General features: G+C 39.3%; 14 protein-coding genes and 1 pseudogene. 14 read left to right on the top strand and 1 reads right to left on the bottom strand.

Going from position 1 to position 22,964, the window contains the following annotated elements; all coding sequences use genetic code 11:
- Nucleotides 1–22 precede the first annotated feature (22 nt).
- The 8 genes from ACDG22_RS06440 (at nucleotide 23) to ACDG22_RS06405 (ending at nucleotide 10,138) form a co-directional block, all read left to right on the top strand.
- The gene (locus ACDG22_RS06440) at nucleotides 23–1,687 is read left to right on the top strand and encodes an amino acid permease (protein ID WP_270230617.1); all 1,665 of its coding nucleotides are present in this window, start codon (nucleotides 23–25) and stop codon (nucleotides 1,685–1,687) included.
- Between the two features lie 112 nt (nucleotides 1,688–1,799).
- Nucleotides 1,800–2,612 carry a 3'(2'),5'-bisphosphate nucleotidase CysQ gene (gene cysQ, locus ACDG22_RS06435; protein ID WP_040312266.1) on the top strand — a complete coding sequence of 271 codons (813 nt, stop codon included), beginning with the start codon at nucleotides 1,800–1,802 and terminating at the stop codon, nucleotides 2,610–2,612.
- Nucleotides 2,613–2,619: 7 nt separating this feature from the next.
- Nucleotides 2,620–4,167 (top strand): SLC13 family permease, encoded by a 1,548-nt coding sequence (locus tag ACDG22_RS06430; RefSeq protein ID WP_022124876.1) that lies wholly within the window; start codon nucleotides 2,620–2,622, stop codon nucleotides 4,165–4,167.
- 16 nt (nucleotides 4,168–4,183) lie between these two features.
- Entirely contained in the window at nucleotides 4,184–4,786 is a 603-nt protein-coding gene (cysC, locus tag ACDG22_RS06425; RefSeq protein WP_204459794.1) for an adenylyl-sulfate kinase, read from the top strand.
- A gap of 122 nt (nucleotides 4,787–4,908) precedes the next feature.
- Nucleotides 4,909–5,820: a sulfate adenylyltransferase subunit CysD gene (gene cysD / locus ACDG22_RS06420; RefSeq protein ID WP_007571877.1), complete on the top strand. Its 912-nt coding sequence runs from the start codon at nucleotides 4,909–4,911 to the stop codon at nucleotides 5,818–5,820.
- A gap of 14 nt (nucleotides 5,821–5,834) precedes the next feature.
- Nucleotides 5,835–7,340, top strand: a complete 1,506-nt coding sequence (gene cysN, locus ACDG22_RS06415) for a sulfate adenylyltransferase subunit CysN (protein WP_022124875.1) — start codon at nucleotides 5,835–5,837, stop codon at nucleotides 7,338–7,340.
- 30 nt (nucleotides 7,341–7,370) lie between these two features.
- Entirely contained in the window at nucleotides 7,371–8,477 is a 1,107-nt protein-coding gene (locus ACDG22_RS06410; RefSeq protein ID WP_007571873.1) for a sulfotransferase family protein, read from the top strand.
- Between the two features lie 233 nt (nucleotides 8,478–8,710).
- Nucleotides 8,711–10,138 carry a Na+/H+ antiporter NhaC family protein gene (locus tag ACDG22_RS06405; protein WP_177593374.1) on the top strand — a complete coding sequence of 476 codons (1,428 nt, stop codon included), beginning with the start codon at nucleotides 8,711–8,713 and terminating at the stop codon, nucleotides 10,136–10,138.
- A gap of 411 nt (nucleotides 10,139–10,549) precedes the next feature.
- Here ACDG22_RS06405 and ACDG22_RS06400 read toward each other — a convergent pair whose 3' ends face one another.
- Nucleotides 10,550–11,758, bottom strand: coding sequence for an ROK family transcriptional regulator (locus ACDG22_RS06400; protein WP_007571868.1), 1,209 nt, complete (start codon nucleotides 11,756–11,758; stop codon nucleotides 10,550–10,552).
- Nucleotides 11,759–12,006: 248 nt separating this feature from the next.
- Here ACDG22_RS06400 and ACDG22_RS06395 point away from each other — a divergent pair.
- The 6 genes and pseudogenes from ACDG22_RS06395 to ACDG22_RS06370 all read left to right on the top strand — a co-directional run bounded on the left by ACDG22_RS06395 (nucleotide 12,007) and on the right by ACDG22_RS06370 (nucleotide 22,951).
- Nucleotides 12,007–14,348 (top strand): annotated as a pseudogene (locus ACDG22_RS06395) (glycoside hydrolase family 20 protein).
- Nucleotides 14,349–14,649: 301 nt separating this feature from the next.
- On the top strand, nucleotides 14,650–15,816 hold the full coding sequence (locus ACDG22_RS06390) for a n-acyl-d-glucosamine 2-epimerase (protein WP_007571866.1): 1,167 nt from the start codon (nucleotides 14,650–14,652) through the stop codon (nucleotides 15,814–15,816).
- 42 nt (nucleotides 15,817–15,858) lie between these two features.
- Complete coding sequence (locus tag ACDG22_RS06385; RefSeq protein ID WP_007571865.1) at nucleotides 15,859–19,002, top strand: SusC/RagA family TonB-linked outer membrane protein; 3,144 nt, start codon at nucleotides 15,859–15,861, stop codon at nucleotides 19,000–19,002.
- A complete protein-coding gene (locus ACDG22_RS06380) occupies nucleotides 18,989–20,653 on the top strand; it encodes a SusD/RagB family nutrient-binding outer membrane lipoprotein (RefSeq protein ID WP_270230619.1) in 1,665 nt (554 codons plus the stop codon). The genes ACDG22_RS06385 and ACDG22_RS06380 overlap by 14 nt, the downstream gene beginning before the upstream one ends.
- 78 nt (nucleotides 20,654–20,731) lie before the next feature.
- Complete coding sequence (locus ACDG22_RS06375; RefSeq protein WP_270211966.1) at nucleotides 20,732–21,817, top strand: acyltransferase family protein; 1,086 nt, start codon at nucleotides 20,732–20,734, stop codon at nucleotides 21,815–21,817.
- Between the two features lie 27 nt (nucleotides 21,818–21,844).
- Nucleotides 21,845–22,951: a DUF4434 domain-containing protein gene (locus ACDG22_RS06370; RefSeq protein ID WP_007571857.1), complete on the top strand. Its 1,107-nt coding sequence runs from the start codon at nucleotides 21,845–21,847 to the stop codon at nucleotides 22,949–22,951.
- The last annotated feature ends 13 nt before the right edge of the window (nucleotides 22,952–22,964 follow it).

The following is a 22,964-nucleotide window of genomic DNA, read 5'->3' as shown; positions in this document are numbered from 1 at the left end:
ACATTCAAGCAAATACTTCAAAATGGGATTATTTATAAGAAAAAGTATTGAAACCCTACAAGCAGAAGCACAGCAGTCGGGTAGTAAAACGTTGAAACGTGTACTCGGACCAGTCAGCCTGGTAGCTTTGGGAGTAGGTGTCATTATTGGAGCCGGACTATTTTCCATTACCGGAACCGTAGCTTCCGAATATACAGGCCCGGCCATTACTTTATCCTTTATCGTTGCAGCCATAGGTTGCTGTTTCGCCGGATTGTGTTATGCAGAATTTGCATCCATGATTCCAGTAGCAGGAAGTGCTTACACCTATTCGTATGCAACAATGGGAGAACTGATAGCCTGGATTATAGGCTGGGACCTCGTATTGGAGTATACCGTAGCAGCAACGACCGTCAGCATCAGCTGGAGCCGTTATCTGGTTGTCTTTCTGCAAGGTATAGGCATTGAGTTGCCACATGCCCTCAGTGCATGTCCGTGGGATGGAGGTATAGTCAATATTCCTGCCATGCTGATAGTAGTACTCATGAGCCTGATTCTGATGCGTGGCATAGCAGGCAGTTCTTTATTCAACGGATTTATTGTTTTCCTGAAAATAGGTGTTATTCTGGTATTTGTTATTCTCGGCTGGAGATTCATCCAAGCAGAAAATTATGTGCCTTATATTCCAGAGAATACAGGTAAACTTGGAGAGTTCGGCATTTCCGGCATATTGCGTGGAGCAGCCATCGTATTCTTCGCTTTTCTAGGCTTCGATGCAGTAAGCACTGCTGCTCAGGAAACCCGAAATCCACAACGAAACATGCCTATCGGAATCCTCGTTTCTCTGCTGGTATGTACCATCCTGTACATTCTGTTTGCACATGTCATGACAGGAGTAGCACACTATACAGAATTCAAAGGACAAGAAGGTATCGCTCCCGTGGCAGTAGCTATCGAACATATGGGAAGTACAAATGCAGCAGGTGTATTCGTGCAAGCCTATCCATGGCTGAATAAAGCCATCATTCTTGCCATTCTCTTCGGATACTGCTCGGTCATCATGGTAACATTACTCGGACAAAGCCGCGTATTTTTAAGCATGAGCCATGACGGACTGTTGCCTCCATTTTTCTCACGCATCAACGAGCGTTTCCGCACTCCTGTACATAGTAATTTCCTCTTTATGATTGTAGTCAGCCTGCTGGCCGGATTTGTGCCAGCCCAAGTGGCAGGAGAAATGACAAGTATAGGAACACTGCTTGCATTCACATTAGTATGTGCAGCTGTATTAATCGTACGAAAAACCATGCCCAATGTGCACCGTACCTTCAAGACACCGTTCGTCCCCTTCGTTCCTATTATGGGTATCCTTACCTGCCTGTGTATGATGTGTTTTCTTCCGGCTGACACATGGATAAGACTTGTTCTCTGGATGTTGATAGGTCTGGATGTATATGCTTCGTATGGTAGAAAATACAGCAAGCTGGAACCGGGACAAGCACATCGTAAAGGAGATATCGTATTAAATATCTTAGGACTTGCTCTGTCTGTACTATGTATCATTACCGGATTATGGCATCAGCAAACCGTAGGATGGGATGCAGACAAAACATTATTGACTATTTCGTTCATATTTGCATTTACTCATTGCGCGTATTATATGCTACGAGTATGGAAGCAGTCGAAAGAGATAAAACCACTCGAATAAAAGCGGTTTCTGCTTAAAAGAAGTTATAAACAATGACGAAGGCCAAAAAAAGCGAAGATTAAACTACTAACAATAGGATAAAATGTTGTTATTTTACAACGATTTAGATAATATGGACAAGAATTTATTACTTACAGCCATCCGCGCATCACTGGAAGCCGGATCAGAAATAATGAGTGTATACACCGATCCTAACGCGGATTTTGAGATAGAGAAAAAAGCAGATAACTCACCACTGACTATCGCCGACCGCAAGTCGCATATGGTCATTGCAGCACGATTAGCTTCAACTCCTTATCCTGTTCTCAGCGAAGAAGGGAAAAAAATTCCGGTTGAAGAACGGCAAAGCTGGAATGAACTTTGGATTGTTGATCCGTTGGACGGAACTAAAGAGTTTATTAAACGTAACGGAGAATTTACCGTCAACATTGCTTATGTAAAAAATGGAAAGCCGGAAGCAGGAGTTATCTATATTCCTGTAAAAGAGGAATTATACTTTGCCGACAGCCAGTACGGAGCTTACAAAATAGAGCATATCACTCAATTGGATTCAGAGGAAACAGTCGACAGCCTTATCAGCAAGGCACATCGTCTGCCCTATCAGGAAGAAGCGCAGCGAAGCAGTTTCATAATAGTTGCATCCCGCTCTCACCTTACGCCGGAAACAGAGGCTTATATCGAAGAGATGAAGCAAAAACATCAAGAAGTGGAAACCGTATCGAAAGGTAGTTCACTGAAGCTCTGTCTGATAGCTGAAGGAAAAGCAGACGTATATCCCCGTTTTGCTCCTACTATGGAATGGGATACCGCTGCCGGTCACGCCATAATTCGTGCCATGGGAAAAGAAGTCTATCAGACCGGCACCCAACATCCTTTGGTATACAATAAAGAAGACTTGTTAAATCCATGGTTCATTGCCGAATAACCTATTTATGACATTAGAAGTTATTATTGTACTTGTCGCGCTTGTTGCCATGCTGACTGCGCTGATAATGGATAAGATGCGTCCGGGAATGATTCTATTCTCGGTCGTTGTCATATTCCTTTGTACCGGAATCCTCAGTCCTAAAGAAATGCTGGAAGGGTTCAGCAACAAAGGTATGATCACCGTTGCCATGCTGTTCCTGGTAAGCGAAGGTATCCGCCAAAGTGGTGCACTGACACAAGTTATAAAAAAGCTATTGCCTCAATCACAGACTACTGTTTTTAAGGCACAGGCACGCATGCTGCCCACGATTGCTTTTATTTCAGCTTTTCTGAATAATACTCCGGTTGTAGTTATCTTTGCTCCTATTATCAAGAGATGGGCAAATTATGTAAAACTACCCGCAACCTATTTTCTGATACCTCTGTCGTATGTAACTATCCTGGGAGGTATCTGTACACTGATAGGTACTTCAACCAACCTGGTAGTACACAGTATGATACAAGAAGCCGGAATGAAAGGATTCAGCATGTTCGAGCTAGGGAAAGTCGGTATTTTCATAGCCATTGCAGGCATTATTTACCTGTTCCTTTTCTCTAGTAAACTTCTGCCGGCCGACCGTCCTGAAACTCTGTCAGATGAAGAAGAAGAAAACAATCCCTCCCTCCATCCTGTAGAAGCCGTCATCGGTGCACGTTTCCCCGGTATTAACAAGCGGGTTAACGATTTCGACTTTAAACGCCATTATGGTGCAGAAGTAAAAGAACTCCGCCGAGGAGGTAATACCTATAAGGACCTGAGCGAAATCCGTTTCCGTGAGGGTGACACACTGATATTACTTGCCGACGACAGTTTCGTGAAGACCTGGGGAGAATCTTCTGTATTTATCATGCTTGCCAATGGTAAAGATTATGAACCGGCAGGGAAAAAGAAACGCTGGTTTGCCTTGTTCCTATTGCTTTTTATGATCATAGGAGCAACTATTGGTGAATTACCTGCTATACAGAAACTCCTGCCAGAAGGCATTAAGCTGGATATGTTTTTCTTTGTATCCATCACAACGGTCATTATGGCATGGACCAAGATATTCCCACCTCGCAAATACACTAAATATATTTCATGGGATATCCTGATAACCATCGCATGTGCCTTTGCAATCAGCAAGGCAATGGAAAACTCAGGAGTAGCAGACTTACTTGCAGGTTACATTATCGATCTCAGCCGAAGCCATGGTCCATATATTCTGTTGGCCGTACTGTTCATTATTACCAATATCTTTACAGAACTGATAACCAACAATGCTGCGGCAGCTTTATCTTTCCCGTTGGCTCTTTCTCTGTCACAGCAGCTGGGAGTAAATCCGATGCCTTTCTTCGTTGTAATATGTATGGCAGCTTCAGCGAGCTTCTCTACTCCAATCGGTTACCAGACAAATCTTATCGTACAAGGTATTGGAAACTATAAGTTTACCGATTTTGTACGAATCGGATTACCATTGAATATTATCACATTCTTAATTTCTGTATTCGTCATACCTCAAATATGGCCTTTTTAATTAACTAACAAACGATATGGAAGAAACTAAACATATTTACCCGATATTCGACCGCATGCTAAGCCGTTCTGATAAAGAAGAATTATTAAAACAACATAGCGTAATGATTTGGTTTACCGGACTGAGCGGCTCTGGAAAAAGTACTATCGCCATTGCTTTAGAGCGTGAACTTCAAAAGCGCGGATTACTTTGTCGTATCCTGGACGGTGATAATATCCGCAGCGGAATCAATAATAATCTGGGATTTTCTGCCGAAGACCGTATAGAAAACATCCGCCGTATTGCCGAAATAGGCAAACTGTTTGTCGATACAGGTATCATTACCATTGCTGCCTTCATCAGTCCGAACAATGACATTCGAGAAATGGCAGCAAATATTATAGGTAAGGAAAATTTTATGGAAATTTACGTAAGCACTCCTATCGAAGAATGCGAACGTCGCGACGTAAAAGGTTTGTATGCCAAGGCACGCAAGGGGGAAATCAAGAACTTTACAGGTATATCTGCACCGTTCGAAGCTCCGCAACACCCAGCTCTTTCACTGGATACTTCCAAACTTTCCGTAGAAGAATCAGTCAATAAACTGCTGGAATTAATCCTGCCGAGAGTAACCCGGTAAACATGTCAGGACTACGACTTTTGCACAAGAAACTACTGGTTTATGAAATAATATGAGTACTTTTGTGCGAGTCTGTTTTTCACTTATCCAAAAATTTGAACAAAAACATTCATAATTCAGATATGAAAGAAGAATATAAATTAAGCCACCTGAAAGAACTCGAAGCCGAGTCTATCCATATAATCCGTGAGGTGGCTGCCGAATTTGAAAATCCGGTTATGCTATACAGCATCGGAAAAGATTCATCTGTAATGGTACGACTTGCCGAAAAGGCTTTTGCTCCAGGAAAAGTCCCATTTCCATTGATGCACATCGATTCGAAATGGAAATTCAAAGAAATGATCCAATTCCGCGATGAGTACGCAAAAAAATACGGCTGGAACCTAATTGTAGAAAGCAACATGGAAGCTTTCCGCGCAGGTGTGGGTCCGTTTACTCACGGAAGTAAAGTACATACCGATCTGATGAAGACACAAGCTCTGCTACATGCACTCGACAAATATAAGTTTGACGCAGCTTTCGGAGGTGCCCGTCGCGATGAAGAAAAGTCACGTGCCAAAGAACGTATCTTCTCCTTCCGTAACGAATTTCACCAGTGGGATCCCAAAAACCAGCGTCCGGAACTTTGGGACATATACAATACCCGTATCCGCAAAGGAGAAAGTATTCGTGTATTCCCGTTGAGCAACTGGACCGAACTGGACATCTGGCAGTATATCCGTCTGGAAAATATTCCTATCGTTCCATTGTATTTTGCCAAAGAACGACCGGTTGTCAACATCGACGGACAGCTGATCATGCCAGACGACGACCGTTTGCCGGAAAAATACCGCGATAAAATAGAAATGAAAAAAATCCGCTTCCGTACGCTGGGATGCTGGCCTCTGACCGGTGCTATCGAAAGTGAAGCCGACACGATAGAAAAAATCGTAGAAGAAATGATGACTACTACCAAGAGTGAACGTACAACCCGCGTCATCGACTTCGACCAGGAAGCTAGTATGGAACAGAAAAAACGTGAAGGATACTTCTAACAAAACTGAAAATCATGGAAGAACTAGATAAAAACAAATCGGGAAACCCAATGGAAGGTGAAGCCAGAGGGACTATGTCTATCGAAGAATTTCTTAAAAAGGACGAGCAGAAAGACTTGCTCCGTTTTCTTACAGCCGGATCGGTAGATGATGGAAAGTCTACACTTATCGGACGCCTTCTCTTTGACAGTAAGAAACTGTATGAAGACCAGCTCGACGCATTGGAACGTGACAGTAAGAGAATGGGAAATGCCGGAGAACACATCGACTATGCTCTGCTGCTGGATGGACTGAAAGCTGAACGTGAACAAGGTATTACTATTGATGTAGCATACCGCTATTTTTCAACCAACAACCGTAAGTTTATCATAGCCGACACTCCGGGACACGAACAGTATACCCGTAACATGATTACCGGTGGTTCGACTGCTAATCTTGCCATCATTCTTGTTGACGCCCGCACAGGAGTCATTACACAAACTCGCCGCCATACATATCTGGTATCCCTGCTGGGAATCAAACACGTAGTTCTGGCAGTCAACAAAATGGACCTGGTAGATTTCTCCAAAGAAGTCTTCGACAAGATTGTTGCCGACTATAAGGCATTTATCGACCCGCTGGGAGTACCCGATGTAAATTGTATTCCGCTGTCAGCACTCGACGGTGACAACGTGGTTGAAAAATCCGACCGTACTCCGTGGTACAGCGGTCCGTCACTGCTGGAATTCCTCGAAACCGTACACATCGGCAACGACCACAACCTGACTGATTTCCGCTATCCGGTACAGTATGTACTTCGTCCAAACCTTGACTTCCGCGGATTCAGCGCCAAAGTTGCTTCGGGAGTTGTACGTAAGGGAGATGAAGTAATGGCATTGCCTTCAGGCAAGAAGTCACGAGTAAAGAGCATTGTTACTTACGACGGTGAACTGGATTATGCTTATCCTCCAATGTCGGTAACCCTGACACTGGAAGACGAGATAGACGTATCACGTGGCGAAATGCTGGTTCATCCGGATAATGTTCCTATGATAGGACGTAACTTCGAAGCCATGCTGGTATGGATGGATGAAGAAAAAATGGACATGGAGAAATCATTCTTCCTAAAGCAAACCACCAACACCAGCCGCACCCGTGTAGACAGCATTAAATACAAGGTGGATATCAATACAATGGAACATCTGAGCGTAGAAAACGGACGTCTGACCAAAGAAGACATCCCTATGCAGTTGAACCAGATTGCTCACGTTGTACTGACCTCATCCAAAGAACTGTTCTTCGACCCTTATACCCAAAATAAGGCAACCGGCTCTTTCATACTCATCGACCCGATTACCAACAATACCAGTGCCGTTGGTATGATTCTGAACCGTGTAGAAGACAAGGATATGCACAATACGATGGAATTGCCAGTTCTCGACCTGCCTAAACTGGGCATTGCTCCCGAACACTATGAAGCTATAGACAAAGCTGTAAAAGAATTGTCCAGACAAGGCATTGCCATCGAAGTAAAAAAATAAGTTTTTAAAGTATCAACTTAAATTTATAAAATGGGATTACTTGAATTCAGTAAACTGCCTATCAATACCCTTGTAGGTGCAGACTGGAAAACATTCAACCAGATAACAGCAGGTAGAACGATAGATCAGACATATAAAGGGAAATACCGCCTCACCAAGGCGGTATGCCGTCTGCTTTCTACCTTAAAGCCGCTGCAAGACAAGCGTTACGAAAAATTGCTTGCCAACCAACCGCTGGAACACGATCCGGTATTTATCCTGGGACACTGGAGAAGCGGAACAACTTTCATGCATAACGTCTTTTCATGCGACAAGCACTTCGGTTATAACACTACATACCAGACTGTATTTCCACACCTGATGATGTGGGGACAACCGTTCTTCAAAAAGAATATGAGCTGGCTGATGCCCGACAAACGTCCGACAGACAACATGGAGCTGGCTGTCGATCTGCCTCAGGAAGAAGAATTTGCACTGGCAAATATGATGCCGTACACATACTACAACTTCTGGTTCTTGCCTAAGCACATGCAAGAATATGCCGACAAGTACCTGTTGTTTGACGACATCAGTGATGAAGAGCTGAAAGTATTCGAAGAAACATTTACCAAACTGATTAAAATCTCCTTATGGAATACCCACGGAACACAGTTCTTAAGCAAGAACCCTCCGCACACCGGACGAGTAAAAGAGTTGGTAAAAATGTTCCCGAATGCCAAGTTCATTTACCTGATGCGTAATCCATATACGGTATTCGAATCAACAAGAAGCTTCTTCACCAATACCATCCAGCCGCTGAAATTACAGGATATCAGCAACGAACAGTTACAAGAAAACATCCTCTCTGTTTATGCCAAACTGTATCATAAATACGAAGCTGACAAGAAATTCATTCCGGAAGGTAATCTGGTAGAAGTCAAATTCGAAGACTATGAAAAGAATGCTTTCGACCTGACCCAGGAAATTTATCAGAAACTTTCTATTCCTGGATTCGACGAAGCTCGTCCTGCTATCGAAGCATACGTGAACAAAAAGAAAGGTTACAAGAAAAACCAATATCAGTACAAACCTGAAACGGTAGAACTGGTAGAAAAGAACTGGTCGTTTGCTCTCGACCAATGGGGATATAAACTCTAAATATAAAAGACACAGACTTTGTGCTTAGAAGTAAATTCCGGCCAAACACCCAATCAGAATTTACTTGTTCAGGCATCAGGTCTGTGTCTTTTTTATGCCTTCATTTCACGAGAAACATACATATTCATGCATTTTATCTAAAATTTTCACGCATTTTATCCACTCAAAATGCATATTTAAACAGATTTGTTGTATCTTTGCGCCCGCTAAACAATTAAGATATAATGAATTCAATAAAAAAATTCCCTTCACCACTGATTTCTTTTTTACCGATAATTATACTGATATGCATGTTAGTTGCTACCATCAGTACATTCGGGAGCGACGCACTAAACGGCGGTAGTCAGATTTCCTTGCTGGTAACCACCGCTGTCTGTATATTTATAGGAATGGCTTTCTACCGCATTCCATGGAAAGATTATGAACTTGCCATAACGAACAATATTTCGGGGGTTGCTACAGCCATTATCATTCTGCTCATCATCGGAGCATTGAGTGGAAGCTGGATGATAAGCGGTATTGTTCCCACACTTATCTATTATGGAATGCAAATTATTCATCCAGACTTTTTTCTGACATCTACCTGCATCATCTGCGTACTTATCTCTGTCATGACAGGAAGTTCGTGGACAACAATCGCCACCATCGGAATAGCATTGCTAGGTATAGGCAAGTCACAAGGTTTTCACGAAGGCTGGATAGCTGGAGCAATCATTTCAGGCTCTTACTTCGGTGATAAAATCTCCCCACTGTCTGAAACAACGATTCTAGCCTCATCCATTACGGAAACTCCTTTGTTCCGCCATATCCGCTACATGCTCATCACGACCATCCCTTCACTGGTAATCACACTCATTCTGTTTACCATCATGGGATTCACCCATAATGCCCATACTATGGAGCATATGACAGAAGTAGCAATAAGTCTGGAAAACAAATTCAACATTACCCCCTGGTTACTTATCGTCCCCGTCGTAACCGGAATCCTGATAGCCCGAAAGGTTCCTTCTATCATAACTCTTACGATTTCTACATTTTTAGCCTGCATAGCAGCAATCATTTTCCAACCTAACCTGTTGAATGAAATTGCCGGAGAAGAAAACTTGTTTAAAGGAGTGATGATAACCTGTTACGGAAGTACCAATCTTGAAACCGGTAATGCAGCTCTGACAGAGCTCGTTGCCACACGGGGAATGGCAGGCATGACAAACACGATCTGGCTGATACTATGCTCCATGTGCTTCGGAGGGGCCATGACCGCAAGTGGTATGTTGGGAAGTATCACATCTGTTTTTGTACGTTTTATGAAAAACCGTTTCAGTCTGGTTTCATCAACAGTATGTTCTGGTTTATTCATGAACTTAGCCACTGCCGACCAGTATATAAGTATCATTCTGACAGGAAGCATGTTTGGTAATATATACAGAAAACAAGGATATGAAAGCAGACTGTTAAGCCGTACAACCGAAGACTCAGTAACGGTAACTTCCGTATTGATTCCCTGGAATTCATGTGGTATGACACAGGCTACCATCCTGAATGTTCCTACCCTGACCTATCTGCCTTATTGCTTCTTCAATATTCTCAGCCCGATTATGAGTATCATCGTTGCAGCTATCGGATACAAAATAATCAAACATCCAACACCTGAAAAACAATAGTTTATTAAAAAAAAGGCTGTTTCAAAATAAAAAACTGAGATAGGATTACTTATAATCCATTAGTTACAACATAAAAAACTCCTGCTTTTAGTCTTGCAATTGAAATAAACAACGACTAAAGCAGGAGATTTTTATTTCCCGGTTCTATTTTAAGGAAGATTCCTTTTACATTTACACTTTTAAATCATTGATTTACAACGTCCAATAAAAGCTCTAAATTTTCGTACAAATTTTTCAAAAATATCAAGAAGAATTCTCCAAAATATGCTGATATTTTCCAGAAAACAAGGTATTGTTTTTTGTCCTGCATCTTTCTTCCCTTCACCCGATAGTACAATTATATGGGAAACGTCTTCATTCTCACATGCCATGAAGAAAGTGAAGGGCCAAAAAGAAGAAACAATCTACCATTTATGACTCAAACATACTTCTACGCGATAACATACAAGCTCCTATGACTCCAGCCTTATCGAGCAACTTCGACAACGCTATAACTGAATCCTTATTTACCAAATTCAATGAATACTTACGGACCGCACTCTTTATCGGTTGCAGAATATAATCTCCCGTCTGAGCTAAAACTCCACCAATAATAACAAGTTCGGGATTAAGCAAATTAATCAATCCAGCCAGATAACGTCCCAATTTCTGTCCGATTTCCTCAACCAGTTCGATACAAAGCAAATCTTCTTTGTTGGTTGCAGATATGATTTCATCTAATGTCAAAGAAGTATCGCCATGTAAGATGCGTTTGGAAAGAATAGACTGTTTGCCATCTTGCACACATTGCACCAGCTTCCGATGCAAAGCAGCTCCAGAAACCTCCGTTTCCAGACATCCACGCTTACCACAATGACAAAGAATCTCATTATCGAACACATTAAAATGTCCAAACTCTCCCGAAAAGCCTGACTTTCCGGTAAAAATATCTCCATTTATTACCAATCCGGCTCCAAGTCCCCAACTCAAATTTATAAAGATGATATTTTTTTCTCCTTTCACCAACCCTTTGACCATTTCTCCATACGTCATGGCACGGGTATCATTATCAATTGTAACCTTATAGCCTATCTTTTCAGTCATAATCTCTGCCAGCGGACGTTCCTCGAAATTAAACAGACTGAAACTGTATCCTAACTCAGGATTGACCCGACCGGAAATATTGACTCCTATATTCAAAATCTTCTCTTTATCAATATTTGCATGATTTATGAAATCTGTGATGTATCCACACAGTTTATTCAATCCCTCCGGACTATTTTCTGTTTCGTAAGGGATACCCATCTTCAGGTCTACAAAATCTCCCACAAAATTCATAAGTCCAATGTTTAAACTGAACTTCTTAATGTCAACTCCTATAAAATATCCAGAATCGGAAGTCAATCCATACAAAGTAGGAGGACGCCCTTCGCTGGTTTCCTGCTTTCCGTAACTCATGATGTACCCTTCATCACACATCTCCATAATAAATTTTGTAACGGTAGGTACACTTAAATCAAGTTCTTTCGACAAATCTGGTATAGTAGATGAACGGTTATACATATAATAAGTAATAATCCGTTTCTTGGTCAGTGCATTCTTCGACCCCCTTTCGATTTCTTCCAATAACTTTCGAGTCATATTTCCTTCCTTATTAATTCCTCTTTCAAATATAATAATATTTTTTAGAAAGCATCTCTTTCAAATATAATAAATCAAATTACCCTATAAATAAATTCATATTCAAGGAATTCTGCCTTAAACAGACAAAATTGAATAAGCTTATAAAAAACATTAAACTGTATACCCATCGTTACATTAAGAAAAAATTAATTATATATTTGCGATAATTAATAATTAATTTTATTAACTATCTAATTTGTTATATTATGAAAAGAACCATAAAACTTTCCCTTTGCCTACTATCAGCCCTACTTACACTTTTGTCTTGTCAAGAAGAAAGCATACAAGCTGATTACCAAATCATCCCATTGCCTCAACAAATCCAATTAAAAAGTAATGAAGATCCATTCATTATCAATAAAAAAACAAACATACTATACCCAAAAGGAAATAAAAAATTGAAAAAGTACGCACAACTATTGGCACAATATATAGAAGAAAAAACTCATAAAGAAATAACAATAGACTCCGGCACTAAGGCAAATAACTCTATTATTCTACAAATTGTACCCCAAAGTACTAATTTGGAAGGATATCAGATAGACATCAACTCCCATCAAATTACCATTAGTGGCAACAGTGAGGCTGGTATTTTTTATGGCATACAAAGCTTATGGAAAGCATTGCCTATAGCACAAGAAAATAAAGTTATAGCACTTCCAGCTGTACACATTAACGATTTTCCCTACTTCCAATATAGAGGAGCACATCTTGACGTAAGTAGACATTTTTTCAGCGTTAACGAAATCAAGACATATATCGATATGATGGCCATGCACAACATGAACACCTTACACTGGCATCTTACAGACGACCAAGGATGGCGTATAGAGATAAAAAAATACCCTCGTTTAACACAAATCGGCTCAAAAAGAGAAGAAACATTAATAGGACATCTCAATGATTATCCTGAAAAATATGATGGAAAACCTTACCAAGGATTTTATACCCAAGAACAAATAAAAGACATAGTCAGCTATGCATCTCATAAACAGATTACAATCATACCAGAAATAGATTTACCAGGACACATGCAAGCAGCATTAGCATCATATCCAGAATTAGGCTGTACAGAAGGTCCTTATAAAGTATGGACCAAGTGGGGAATTTCAGAAAATGTACTCTGTGCAGGAAACCCCAAGACACTCCAGTTTTTAGATGATGTCTTTAATGAAATTATCGAAATGTTTCCTTCCACATACATACATATAGGAGGCGACGAATGCCCTAAGACCCAGTGGCAGCATTGTCCTAAATGCCAGGCATTTATTCAAAAACAAAACATAAAATCAGATTCAATATATACAAAAGAACAATATCTGCAAAGCTTTATAATGAAGCACGTATCAGAATACCTTAAGAAAAAAAATAGAAAAACAATTGGATGGGATGAAATTCTAGAAGGCAATGCTGATCCTCAAGCAACAGTTATGTCCTGGCGTGGAGAAGCCGGTGGAGTAAAAGCTGCTCAACAAGGACACGATGTCATTATGACCCCTAATACTGTTATGTATTTTGATTTCTATCAAGCATTAGATACAGACAAGGAACCTTTAGCTATAGGAGGATATATTCCTATTGAAAAAGTATACAATTACACTCCAATCCCCAACCAACTAACCCAAAATCAGCAAAAACATATCATAGGAGTACAATCCAATTTATGGACTGAATATATACCCGACTTTTCACATGTGCAATATATGACACTCCCCCGATGGGCAGCACTAGCAGAAATTCAATGGAATAACCCCAAACAGAAAATTATAATGAATTTCTTAATAGACTAAGAAATATGCTAAAACTATATGATTTAGAAAAATACAATTACGCTAAACATGTACTAAACGTAGATGCTACCTATGTATCTAACCCTGAAACAGGATACACAGAAGTAACTTTATCTACATTAGGAAACGCACCCATACACTATACACTCGACGGCACTATTCCAACAAACCAATCACCTGTATATCAGAAAAAACTACAAATAAACAAAACAACAACTCTACAAGCTATTGCAATCCGCCCAGAAGGAAACAGTGAAATCTACAAAGAACAATTTCATTTCAACAAAGCAACCAACAAACCTATAATACTAAAATTCCCTGCCGACGAAAAATATAACGGACAAGGGTATGGAACATTGGTAGACGGAATCTCCGGAAATACAACTTACGGAAGTGATAAATGGCTAGGATTCAGTAATGGAAATGACATGATTGCAACAATAGATCTAGAAAAAGAAACACCTATTACATCAGTCTCACTCAACACATGCATAGCGACTGGTGATGGTATATTTGACGCGCAACATATTTGCATAGAGCTATCAAGTGACGGGAAAAACTATAAAAAAACAGCATCACAAATCTATACGATGCCAACAGAGCATAGAAAAGAAGTCAAGCAACATACACTAACTTTCCAAACTCAAACAGCACGATACGTCAGAATATCGGCTACATCAGAAAAGAAACTGCCTTCATGGAGTGGACTTCCAGCCATACCTGCCTTTATTTTTGTAGATGAAATATCAATAGAATAATCCTACCTTATAAACCAACCATGACTCAAACCAAAAACACCATATATCCCTAGCACAACAAACCGTACATATTACAAATATCTCACACTATCAACGCATTTAATAATAATCTAAAACAAAATACACAATATTAATAATATTGTAAAACAAAAACAACACCAAATAGTAACAAATAGCCAAAAGAAATTAAATAAAAAATAAAATAATACACCAATAGTATAATAAATAAAATATTTTATATATTTGCATTATAAGAGTACTCTACATTTATTAATACAATTAAATCGATAAATAAAGTATTATGGACGATTTAAAACAATTAAAAGAACAGTATAAGGAAGAATTACTTAATAATGTACTTCCTTTTTGGATTCAACATTCCCAAGATAAAGAATGCGGTGGTTATTTCACATGCTTGGATCAATTCGGAAAAGTTTTCGATACCGACAAATTCATCTGGCTACAAGGTAGAGAAGTCTGGATGTTTTCTATGTTATATAATAAATTGGAGAAAAAGCAAGAATGGCTGGACTGTGCCATACAAGGTGGCGAATTCTTAAAAAAATATGGACACGACGGTAATTACAACTGGTATTTCTCATTGAACAGAGAAGGAAAACCTCTGGTAGAGCCATATAATATTTTTTCATATACATTCGCAACAATGGCCTTTGGACAGTTAAGTCTGGCTACCGGTTGTGAAGAATACGCTGACATTGCCAAAAAGACATTCGATATTATTCTTTCCAAAACAGATAACCCGAAAGGAAAATGGAATAAACTCCACCCCGGTACACGAGACCTAAAAAACTTTGCTCTTCCTATGATTCTTTGTAATTTAGCCTTAGAAATAGAACATTTACTCGACAAAGATTATCTGCAAAGTACAATAGATACGTGTATACATGAAGTAATGGATATCTTTTACCGACCTGAATTAGGAGGACTCATTGTAGAAAATGTAAATAGTGATGGAACCTTGGCCGACTGTTTTGAAGGAAGACAAATAACTCCCGGGCATGCTATTGAAGCAATGTGGTTTATTATGGATTTAGGAGAACGTCTCAATCGTCCTGACCTGATAGAAAAAGCTAAAGATACAGCATTGAACATGTTCGATTACGGCTGGGATAAAGAATTTGGTGGTATTTTCTATTTCATGGATCGCAAAGGTTTTCCACCTCAACAATTAGAATGGGATCAAAAATTATGGTGGGTTCATATTGAAACATTAATCGCCATGATAAAAGGTTACCAACTGACAAAAGACAACCGATGTCTAGAAGTTTTCAAAAAGGTTCATCAATATACATGGAGTCATTTTAAAGATCCAAAGTATCCGGAATGGTTTGGTTATCTAAATCGAAGAGGTGAAGTTTTACTTCCACTAAAAGGTGGTAAATGGAAAGGATGCTTCCATGTTCCTAGAGGGCTTTATCAATGTTGGAAAACACTGGAAAAGCTATAATACATAACCTATCTTTACCTTAATCTTTAAAACCGCATTCTTATGAAAAAAAATTTCAAACGCGAAAAATGGATTTCAAGGATATCACTTGTAACCATTGCTTTAACCTGCCAAAATGCAGTATATGCCACTGATGTTCTATCAGGATCAACCGTGGTATCATCTATTATACAACAAGAAGGTCGTACGATTTCTGGTACTGTAACAGACGAACAAGGTAATAGTATTCCTGGTGCAAATATTCTTATAAAAGGGACTTCTATCGGTACAATTTCAGATATGAACGGAAATTTCGAAATACTAGTTCCCAGCAATCAAAATATCCTACAAGTTTCCTTTATAGGCTACAAGAATAAAGAAGTTACCATAGGGAATAATAAAAGATTGAATGTCCAGCTAAGTGTTCAGTCAGAACAACTCAATGAAGTAGTTGTCACAGCACTGGGTATCAAGCGAGAGAAAAAAGCGTTAGGATATGCCATGCAGGAGGTTAAGACAGATAATCTGACAGAAAACAAATCTATCAGTCTCAGCAATATGCTACAAGGAAAAGTAGCCGGTGTACAAATTGCACAATCAGGATCCGGAATGGGAGGATCAACGCGTATCATTATGCGTGGTCTAAACTCACTAAGTGGCAAAAATCAACCTCTTTGGGTAATTGACGGCATTCCTATTAATGATGATTCAAATGGTGATGCCGATGAATATGGAGGTACAGACCTTGCCAGTGCAGCTTCACAAATTAATCCGGAAGATATTGAAAGTATTTCTATCTTAAAAGGAGCCAATGCTGCCGCACTTTATGGTTCAAGAGCACAAAGCGGAGCCATCATAATTACCACGAAGAAAGGAAAACAAGGGCAACCTTTACAGCTGGAATATAACGGCAATATCCAATTCAGCAAAGTATACAATCCATACGACTATCAAAATATTTATGGTCAAGGGTCCAGTGGGGTATTCAGTACTTCAGCCAAAGGTAGCTGGGGTCCGAAAATGGAAGGTCAGATGGTTGACAACTGGAAAAATGTCATCTATGGCAATACAGATTATGGTCAATATGCATTGCTTCCACAAGATGACTACATCAAGGAATTCTACGATACCGGCGTACAATATTCAAACACTGTAACAGCATCAGCAGGAAGCGACAAACTTACGGGACGTTTATCATTTACAGACAGCAGAAACAATGGTATTGTTCCTAACCACTCTATCAATCGACAATACTTCGACTTAAACACTGAATTCAAAAGCGATTTTCTGACTATCGGAGCAAAAGCCAATTACATGATAGAAAAGACTAATAACGCTCCGGCACAAGGTAGTTACGGGTTAATGTCGCAGTTCATTACCATGCCACGTGGTATTCGTCTATCTGACCTTAGCACTGATATGTTTAAATCAAACGGACAGGTACAAAACTGGACAGGCCCGGCAGAAAACTATACCAACCCTTATGGAATGATATTGCCCGATAACGGAAATAAAAATACCAGAAACCGTTTCTTAGGACAAATCAAGGCATCGTTAAAACTGACCAGTTACCTGAACTTGACGGGACGAGTAGGTGTAGACTGGTACAACGACCAGTACCGGAAATACGCTATTCATCAGTCTGATGGATCGACAGCTTCACAATATGTTCATAGTGAAACTTCTCATAAGGACTTTACTGCCGATTTAATATTGAACTTCAACAAGACATTCGGAGATTTCGGTGTAACAGCCAATCTCGGTACTTCTGTCGAAAACCAATCGTATGAAGGTCTTGCAGGCGATGCAGGTACTTTCCAGATTACCGACTTCATCTGGATGGGCAACGGCGACAAACGAGAAGCATCTGAGTCTTTCTATAAAAAAGAAATTCAATCTGTATTCGGTAATGCATCTCTGAGCTGGAAAAGTATGTTATACTTGGATGTGACCGGACGTAACGACTGGTCTTCCACTTTACCTAAAGAAAATAGATCGTATTTCTACCCTTCAGTCAGTCTGAGTGGTATTATCTCTGAAATGCTGAAAATGCCAGAATGGACCGATTACCTAAAGGTTAGAGCATCATGGGCAAAAGTCGGAAATGATACTGATCCTTATAAATTGGCTTATGCATACAGTAAATATGGTAGTCTGGTAAATGGAGGAACCATTCTTGAAATGCAATTACCGGATGAACTTCCACTGAGCGACTTGAAACCGGAAAGTACCAATTCATACGAAGCTGGCTTAGAATGGCGTATGTTCAAAAACCGATTAGGTGTTGACTTTACTTATTATCAAAGTACAACTACCGATCAGATTCTTGCCATCAATACTCCGGTTCCATCAGGATATACCAGCAAGTTGATCAACGCAGGTAAGATTCGCAGTAAAGGTTATGAATTGACCGTAACAGGAACACCTATTCTGACCAAAGACTGGAAATGGGATATCACATTAAACTGGGGATCAAACCGAACCGAATGTATAGAACTAGGTGGAGGAATCAAACGTTATACACTAGGTAGTACCAGTATCGCATCAGTTGTTATCAACGAAGGTGGAAAATACGGTGATATTGTTGCAACCAACGCTTATCAGAGAGATGCCAATGGCAATATTTTGATTGGTGATGATGGACTACCTCTTACTGAGACAGATAAGGTTATTGGTAATATGTTACCAAAATGGACAGGTTCAATAGGCACCGGATTACAGTGGAAAAATCTGTCTCTTAATGCTTTGATCGATATACGTTATGGTGGCGACTTTATCTCTATGACTGATGCCAACGCATGTTCTGCAGGAACATCTGCACGAACATTGGAAGGACGTGACAAAATGGTTGTAGATGGCATTTTAGCTTCAACAGGAGAAGTAAATACCATTCCTGTTACAGCACAAGAATTTTATACTAAAATAGGAAGTTCAAGTGGTGTAGCCGAAGAATTTATGTATAAAGGAACCTATGTAAAAATGAGAGAACTATCTATAGGATGGAATCTTCCAACTTCCTGGCTTAAGCCACTCAAGCTACAAGCTGTTAAGGTTTCTGCAGTAGGACGTGACCTCTTCTATTTCTACAAAGATGCACCTGTAGATCCAGAATCAGCTATTTCTAGTGCTGACTATGCTCAGGCATTCGAATATGGTTCAATGCCTCCTACTAGAAGTTTTGGATTTTCTTTAAATGTTAAATTCTAAATTTAGAGCTATGAAACAATCTTTGATTTTATCCAGTATATTTTTGGTTGGTATGGAACTATTCAGCAGCTGTACTGATAAGTTCGAATCCATGAATACCAATCCCGGAGCTGTTACAGAAGCAAGTTTAAAATATATCTTGCCTTATGTACAGGAAGTAGGTGCTCACCTTGATTGTACACCCTACCAAAGAGCAGACAACTTATATGCACAAATGTATTGTCAATATTTTGCAAATGCAGACGCCGGCTTTGCATCCGACCGATACGGTTACAACGATTCATGGTCCAATGAAGGGTTTTGGCAACCATATTACAAAACTCTAAAACACATGAAAGTAGCAAAGCAAACAGCTGAGAATAATCCAGAAGAAACAAATATATGCCAGATGATTCGTATAACACAAGCCTATAACACAGCTGGCATGACAGATACATTTGGAGATATTCCGTACTCAGAAGCTGGATTAGGAGAGACAAAAAACAAATATGACTCTCAGGAATCTATCTATCAAGATATTTTTAAAGAATTAACAGAGGCTGTAAACATATTAAAAGAAAACAGAGAAGGACAAACAACCTGTACTTCAGACAATGATCTAGTCTTTGGAGGCAATATTCAAAAATGGATCCGTTTTGGTAATTCATTAAGATTACGCTATGCACTGAGAATTTCATATATCGATCCGGCACGTGCAAAATCAGAAGGTGAAGCAGCCTTGGCAAGCGGAGTAATGACCAGCAATGATGACAATGCCTATATGACAGCCTCTGCTACCGGAGATTGGGGATGGGGACATCCTTTATACATGATGAGCTTATGGAACGGATTCTGTATGAGTAAAACTATGGAAAATATTTTAAAAAATGAAAGTACAGTCACTGATCCACGTATGCCTCTCTGGTTTGGACAAACACAAGATTACGTTGCAGCTTTAAGAAATGGAGACAATACTTATACTGGAGAACAATTTGCCGGCATGTCAAACGGAATGAATGCAACAGAAATCGGATTGCCGGAAAACGGAGTAAGAAGACATTCTGTTTGCCTTGGATTACAAGCATATCCCGACTGGAATTCTCAAACAACTCCTTCGGAAGATGTATTAAATATAACAGTTACTCTTCCTCTAAAAATCATGACTTACGGTGAAGTTTGTTTGTTAAAGGCTGAAGCAGCTCTACTTGGTTGGAACGGCGCTGGAGATGCTGGAGAAAATTACAAAGAAGGCATTAAAGCTTCTTTAGCAGATGAGCGTTCATTCTTAAGTGACGCTTCACTGTCTCCATCAACCAACGACGAAACTTATATGACAACAGGTAAAGTTGCATGGAACGACAACGATACAAAAGAACAGAAATTAGAAAAAATCGGAACACAAAAATGGCTAGCCCTTTATCCTAATGGCATAGAGGCATGGGCAGAATGCCGTAGAACAGGATATCCGAAACTTTCACCTGTTCTGCATAGTGAAGATGCTAACATTAATCCTGCCAATCATGAATTCATCAGAAAATTAAGATATACCGACGATGAACGACGTGAGAACAGTGAAAATGCAACAAGCTCCTCCCTTAATCAAAATCAAGGAGACGGCTCTACTGTACACGTTTGGTGGGATACAAATCGTCAGCAAGAAGTTCAGCAATAAATAAGTGCCTTATAAAGATACAGATTATCAAAGATGTTGATAATCTGTATCTTCAAACTGATATAAAACCTTATCATTATGGAAAAAGCACAGCGCCTTATCTCCTTGGATGTTTTAAGAGGAATTACAATTGCAGGTATGATTATCGTCAACAATCCTGGCTCATGGAAACATGTCTACACGCCATTGACGCATGCTGTATGGAACGGACTAACACCGACAGATTTGGTGTTTCCTTTTTTCATGTTCATAATGGGTATCTCAACTTATATATCACTCAAAAAATTTAATTTTTCATTTAGTTTACCATTAATAAAGAAAGTAATTAAACGTACCATCTTATTATTTCTCGTCGGATTATTCATCAACTGGTGTGCTAAGGGTATGTGCAGCTTTCAAGAATTAAGAATACCAGGAGTATTGCAGCGCCTAGCTCTTTGTTACTTTTTTACAGTTATCATATGTACAAATATTCACGAAAAATATATTCCTGCTTTAATCACTGTATTACTCCTCATATATCAAATTATATTAGTGACTGGCAATGGATTTGTCTATGGACCACAAAATATAATCGCTGTTATTGACCAATATATTTTAGGAGCTTCACATCTTTACAACGATCATGGTATTGACCCTGAAGGAATATTAAGCACGATACCATCCATATCACATACACTCATCGGATACTGTATTGGCAAAATTTGCATTGAAAAAGAAAATATACACAGTAAATTAGAGAAACTTTTTCTGATAGGTACTGTACTCTTGTTCGCCGGATATCTATTCAGCTATGGCTGTCCGATAAACAAGAAAATTTGGTCGCCCACTTATGTATTTATGACTTGTGGTGCCGGCATTCTACTATTATCTTTACTTATTTGGATAATTGATATCCGAAAATATCAAAAAGGATTCAAACTTTTTACTGTATATGGCGTCAATCCATTATTCTGCTATACAGCAGGCGAACTATTATTCATCGCTCTGATACATATTTCAATTGGAGGAAACACACTTCATACATGGTATTATCAGCATGTATTAGCTCATTACTTTGGAGATAATTGTTTTTCATCGCTACTCATGGCATTATCTATAGCTGTTGTTATCGGAATAATAGGATACACATTATACAGAAAGAATATTTATATCAAAATATAAAACAGAAAAAATTAAAATTTAAGCAATATGACGAACCGTAGAGATTTTATAAAAAAGACATTACTGACAGGTGCCGCAGCTTTTGCAGCTCCCTCCTTCCTGCACTCAGAAAATGAAATGCCCGCTATTGCCTCATTGGCCAATGAAAGCAATATGAAAAAAGAAAATGATAACAATCCGTTAATTATTCCCAAAAACAATGGCTTACGCATCACTGGGACTTTTTTGGATGAAATATCACATGACATACCACATCAGAATTGGGGAGTAAAAGAATGGGATCGTGATTTTCAATATATGAAAAACATTGGAATCGATACTGTAATCCTTATCCGTTCTGGTTATCGTAAATTTATTACTTATCCATCAAAATATCTATTAAATAAAGGATGTTACATGCCATCAATGGACCTAGTAGATTTATTTTTGCAATTAGCTGAAAAATATAAAATGAAATTCTACTTCGGGCTATATGATTCGGGAAAATACTGGGATACAGGTGACCTTACATGGGAAATAGAAGATAATAAGTATGTTATCGATGAAGTATGGGAACAATACGGTACCAAATATAAAAGTTTTGGAGGATGGTATATAAGCGGAGAAATCAGTCGAAAAACTAAAGGAGCTATTGGTGCCTTTCAAGCATTGGGGAAACAATGTAAAGATGTATCAGGAGGACTTCCTACGTTTATTTCACCTTGGATTGACGGTAAAAAAGCCGTTATGGGAACAGGTAATCTAACAAAAGAAGATGCTGTATCCGTACAAGAACACGAACGTGAATGGAATGAAATATTCGATGCTATACACAATGTAGTAGATGCTTGTGCTTTCCAAGATGGGCACATCGACTACGATGAACTTGACGCTTTTTTCAGTGTCAACAAAAAGCTAGCAGATAAATACGGCATGAAATGCTGGACAAATGCAGAATCATTTGATCGTGATATGCCTATCCGCTTCCTTCCAATCAAGTTCGATAAACTACGAATGAAGCTAGAAGCAGCTAAAAGAGCCGGATATGATAAAGCTATTACTTTTGAATTTTCGCATTTCATGAGTCCTCAGTCTGCTTATCTGCAAGCAGGACATCTTTACGACAGGTATAAAGAATATTTTGACATTAAATAATAAGGAGAAATTA

Source organism: Phocaeicola coprocola (assembly GCF_041333015.1).
In the GTDB taxonomy this organism is placed as follows: Bacteria; Bacteroidota; Bacteroidia; order Bacteroidales; family Bacteroidaceae; genus Phocaeicola; species Phocaeicola coprocola.
The sequence above is the reverse complement of the archived record's forward strand: the minus strand, read 5'-3'. Positions and strand labels throughout refer to the sequence as shown.